Raw genomic sequence first — 4,251 nt, forward strand, 5'->3', positions numbered from 1 at the left:
ATTACAAAAAAATCACAAAAAATATTGTCAAAAATACGATAATATAGTTATACTCCCCCAACTTATTAAGTTGAATAATGCCTCGTTTATTTGAAAGGGCATGAAAATAGATTTATTGTTCATTTCAGAATCAGTTAACTTAAAATAAAAAATGTAATATTTTTTATATTCATACTTAATCAGAAAGATAAATCAATTTAAATTAAAGATAGTAATTCATTTTTACTAAAAATCATAACGTCTTTATTCAATTGGAGATTATAAATGGCAAGCATTTTGGTAACAGGCGGGAGCGGTTTTCTTGGATCAAATTTATGTATAAGGTTGATCAATGAAGGAAATAAAGTTATTTGTGTTGATAATAACTATACAGGTCGAATGAAAAACTTGGCAAGTATCATCGATCACCCTAATTTTTCATTTATCAACCATGATGTTATTAATCCTATTGAAATTGATGGATATTTGGATGAAATTTATCATTTAGCCTGTCCTGCCTCGCCTCCTGCTTATCAGGGTAAAGCTGCCATAATGACAACAAAAACTTGTGTTTATGGAGCAATTAATCTACTTGAATTAGCAAAAGAGAAAAATGCCAAAATATTGTTATCTTCCACATCAGAAGTTTATGGTGATCCGTTAGTTCACCCTCAAGTTGAAAGTTATCGTGGCAATGTAAACCCTAATGGTATAAGAGCTTGCTATGATGAAGGAAAACGTTGTGCAGAAAGTTTATTTTTTGATTATTATCGTGAAGAAAATGTAAGAATAAAAGTTATTCGTATTTTTAATACTTATGGTCCTAGAATGGATCCTAAAGACGGAAGAGTAGTAAGTAATTTTATTTGCCAAGCACTACGTGGAGAGGATATCACCATTTATGGACAAGGCACACAAACCCGATCATTTTGTTATGTAGATGATTTAATTGATGCAATTATCAAAATGATGAAAACCTCAGATAATTTTGTCGGGCCAGTAAATACAGGTAATCCAGGTGAGTTTACGATAAAAGAATTAGCTGAGAAAGTAATAGCCAAAGTTGGTGGAACTTCTAGAATTGTTTATTGTGACTTACCTAAAGATGACCCTACTCAGCGTAAACCAGATATATCTCTAGCAAATGAAAAATTATTATGGAAACCAAATATTGATTTAGATCATGGTTTAGACAAAACGATTGAATATTTTAAATCTGAAATAATAAATGAATAATAGAGGTGATAAATAATGCAAATAGGTATTATTGGTACGGGGTATGTAGGGTTGCCTACAGGTGTTGGACTAGCTGAATTAGGTCATAAAGTTATCTGTATTGACAGAGAACTATCAAAAATAGAAAAATTACAAAGAGGCGAAGTTACTCTCTTTGAAGATGGCTTAGAAGAACTATTAAAGAAAAACTTAAAAAATGGGAATATTTCATTTACAACCTCTATGCAAGAAGGGGTTGCGGGGGCAGATATTGTTCTTATTGCAGTGGGAACACCACCACATCCAGTGACTAAAGAAGCCGATATGAAATATGTTCATGCGGCGGCTACTGAACTTGCTCAGTATCTAGATGGTTATACGGTTATTGCAACTAAATCAACCGTTCCTGTTGGTACAGGTGATGATATTGAAATGTTAATATCTAAAAGAAATCCAGAAGCAAAATTTGATGTTGTATCTTTGCCTGAATTTTTGAGAGAAGGTTTTGCTGTCTATGATTTTTTCAATCCTGATCGCATTGTAATAGGAACCGATTCAGATGAAGCTAAAGAAGTATTAACTGAGTTATATAAACCATTCGCTGAAAAATCAAAAATTTTATTTGTAAAAAGAAGATCAAGCGAAACGATCAAATATGCTTCTAATGCATTTTTAGCGATGAAAATCCATTATATCAATGAAATGGCTGACTTTTGTGAAAAGGCGCATGCAGATATAGATGAAGTAGCTAAAGGGATGGGATTAGATTCTCGTATTGGTAATAAATTTTTAAATCCAGGTCCTGGTTATGGAGGTAGTTGCTTCCCTAAAGATACTCATGCCATGTATTTTATGGCTAAGCAAAATGGTGTGGAGCTTACACTGATCGATGCGGCAATAAAAGGCAATGAAAAACGTAAACAGAATATTGCCGAAAAAATTATTGCGAAAGTGAGTAATGTCAAAAATGCTAAAATTGCTGTATTAGGACTTGCATTTAAAGGTGGTACGGATGATTGCCGAGAAAGCCCCGCAATGGAAATTATTACAGAATTATTAAAATCTGAGATGAAAATTATTGCCTATGATCCTAAAGGAATGGCAAATGCTAAAGAGTTACTTGACGATAAAATCTGCTATGCTGATGATATGTATTCAGTAGCTCATGGGGCTGATATTTTAGTGATTTTAACTGAATGGGATGATTTTAAAGATTACGATTTAAGTCGTATTGCATCAACAATGAGAACTAAAAGCATTTTTGATACTCGTAACCTTCTAAATTGCGATGTTGCTAACAAGCTTGGTTTTTCATATTGTAGGATAGGTAACTAAATGAAAAACAATATTATTGATAAGGCGGATTGATATGCGGATTTTTGTAGTTGAATGATTAAGTAACATTGTAAATTTATTGTTTTAAACAACTCTATTTATGTATATAGAGGCTCGTTTAATTAATTATAAAATAATAACCATTTTATTTGAATATTATGAGGCTATAATGTCATTAGATATATCAATTATTGTACCTGTTTACAATTGTGATAAATATTTGAAAAAAAGTATAGATAGTTTATTAAATCAAACAATATCTAACATAGAAATCATTTGTATTGATGATGGATCCACTGATGAGTCGTCTAACATTTTAAAAGATTATGCTAATAAGCATTCACATATCGTTTTGTTAAGTCAAGAAAACAAAGGTCCAGCAATTGCTAGAAATAGAGGTATAGCTATTGCACGAGGTGAATACATCATGTTTTGTGATAGTGATGATTGGTATGAGCCGGCTATGTGCGAAAAAATGTTAGAAACAATAAGACTAAAGAATGTCGACATTGTTATGTGTAATTGTAATATAGTAAAATATGATGTATCATATGATGCACGTGATGATGATATTAGTTATCATAAGCTAAATATTTTTGGGTATCACTCCTTAAATTTTGATCTAAAATATAAAGTTAATAGTGTTCTTTGGAATAAAATTTTCAAAAAAAGTATTATCGATAAATTTAATATTGATTTTCCTTCAGGTCATTATCATGATGATATGGCATTTATTTTACAATATCTTTGTTCATCAAAAAATTTGTATGGAATTGATTGTAATCTATATAATTATGTATTTAGAAGCAATTCGATAATGCATCAAACTTATTTTACAGCAAACCATGAAAAAAAATTATTTGATGTAATTGATGCAATGAAATATTTTTATTTTAAATTACTTGAAACCAATAATTTAGTTGGCCATGAGAAGCTTTTTATGTCAAAGTTAGTTTCTATGACGCAATGGGTAATATTAAAATGTAATAACAATGAAGAAAAAATGGTTAATTTTTTAAATTATTGTAATGATAAGTTAATATTTGATTTAGATCTAAATATTTTTCCTGAAAGTGATGAACGTTATTACTTAAATATGGCAAAAGATAAAAATTACGATTTTTTTAAACGGCTATATCATTTTGAAAAAGAAAACAATACTCCTCATTTGAAGCAGATTGATAAAAGAACCAAAGTTATTAAAGTAATTTTTGGAAAAATATTAGTTATTATTCGTAGTTATTTATTTTTTCCATACTATATTTATCGAATATATAAAAAATTATAAGAGACTTTTTTAGGTATAAAGAGTTGTTATTTTCAATTTTTAGCAAAATCATATTATAACAACCCTTTATACCTAGGAAAATGAAGAAACAAAAAGTTTTAATCGGGTTTTCTTTAGTATGTTATAAATAGCATGACGACTGAGCGTAAGGCATTTAGCTGAATTTGTGACAGTATTTTTATAAGATATAGCTCTCTATCTGTTGTGTGTGATAGGATGTTAATTTTGTTTTTTGTATATTCATTACAGTAGTTTTTCAAATTACTATAAACAACCAGATAAACTCCTACATATTATATTTATAAAAATGCTATTATTTTTAAATAAATATTTTGAGCGTTTAATAGTGTAAATAATATGATATTAGAAATAAATAATTACAAAGTTTTTATTATATTGTAGTTATAAGTGAAATTTTATCAATAAAATTTAAT

Annotated in this window: 3 protein-coding genes; all 3 read left to right on the forward strand. The window is 29.0% G+C overall.

Annotation, left to right across the window (positions count from 1 at the left end):
• The first annotated feature begins 264 nt into the window (after nucleotides 1-264).
• The 3 genes from A9G44_RS01270 (at nucleotide 265) to A9G44_RS01280 (ending at nucleotide 3,817) form a co-directional block, all read left to right on the forward strand.
• Nucleotides 265-1,215, forward strand: coding sequence for a UDP-glucuronic acid decarboxylase family protein (locus A9G44_RS01270; RefSeq protein ID WP_065608934.1), 951 nt, complete (start codon nucleotides 265-267; stop codon nucleotides 1,213-1,215).
• A 15-nt stretch (nucleotides 1,216-1,230) separates the two neighbouring features.
• Nucleotides 1,231-2,529, forward strand: a complete 1,299-nt coding sequence (locus A9G44_RS01275) for a UDP-glucose dehydrogenase family protein (protein ID WP_065608935.1) — start codon at nucleotides 1,231-1,233, stop codon at nucleotides 2,527-2,529.
• Nucleotides 2,530-2,698: 169 nt separating this feature from the next.
• Nucleotides 2,699-3,817, forward strand: a complete 1,119-nt coding sequence (locus A9G44_RS01280; RefSeq protein ID WP_065608936.1) for a glycosyltransferase family 2 protein — start codon at nucleotides 2,699-2,701, stop codon at nucleotides 3,815-3,817.
• The last annotated feature ends 434 nt before the right edge of the window (nucleotides 3,818-4,251 follow it).

The sequence above is a fragment of the Gilliamella sp. Occ4-3 genome (assembly GCF_001690675.1).
Classification (GTDB): Bacteria; Pseudomonadota; Gammaproteobacteria; order Enterobacterales; family Orbaceae; genus Gilliamella; species Gilliamella bombi.

Bases quoted from the DNA above. Each gene is read 5' to 3' on its own strand.
- A9G44_RS01275 (WP_065608935.1), top strand. From the start codon at position 1,231: ATGCAAATAGGTATTATTGGTACGGGGTATGTAGGGTTGCCTACAGGT.
- A9G44_RS01280 (WP_065608936.1), top strand. From the start codon at position 2,699: ATGTCATTAGATATATCAATTATTGTACCTGTTTACAATTGTGATAAA.
- A9G44_RS01270 (WP_065608934.1), top strand. From the start codon at position 265: ATGGCAAGCATTTTGGTAACAGGCGGGAGCGGTTTTCTTGGATCAAAT.